The organism is Paraburkholderia sp. SIMBA_053, assembly GCF_046534895.1.
Lineage (GTDB): Bacteria > Pseudomonadota > Gammaproteobacteria > Burkholderiales > Burkholderiaceae > Paraburkholderia > Paraburkholderia caledonica.
Window position 1 is genome coordinate 1 of the sequence record NZ_JAWRXU010000274.1, and the last position, 341, is coordinate 341.

Here is a 341-nt window from a genome sequence, read left to right on the forward strand (position 1 = left end):
ATACCGCGCGAGTCGGGTGGCACTGGTCACCCCTTTGCGCGACGGGATGAACCTGGTCGCGAAGGAATTCATCGCCGCCCAGGACCCGGCCGACCCGGGGATGCTGGTGTTGTCGCGCTTCGCGGGCGCCGCAGAGCAACTGAAGGAGGCGTTGCTCGTCAATCCGTACGACACACAGGGCACGGCGGAGGCGATCCAGCGTGCGCTCTCGATGCCCCTCGAAGAACGGATCCAGCGGCACGAGGCGCTGCTGAGCCGGATCCGCAAGCTCGACGTTCACTGGTGGTGTTCATCGTTTCTGCAGGCGTTGAAGCATGTGGAACAGGACGTGACTGGCTGAC

1 protein-coding gene is annotated in these 341 nt (G+C 64.5%); it reads left to right on the forward strand.

Annotation, left to right across the window (positions count from 1 at the left end):
• Positions 1-340, forward strand: a 340-nt coding sequence (locus tag SB753_RS35605; protein ID WP_410804784.1) for a trehalose-6-phosphate synthase, incomplete at its 5' end; no start/stop codon positions are given.
• Position 341 lies beyond the last annotated feature (1 nt).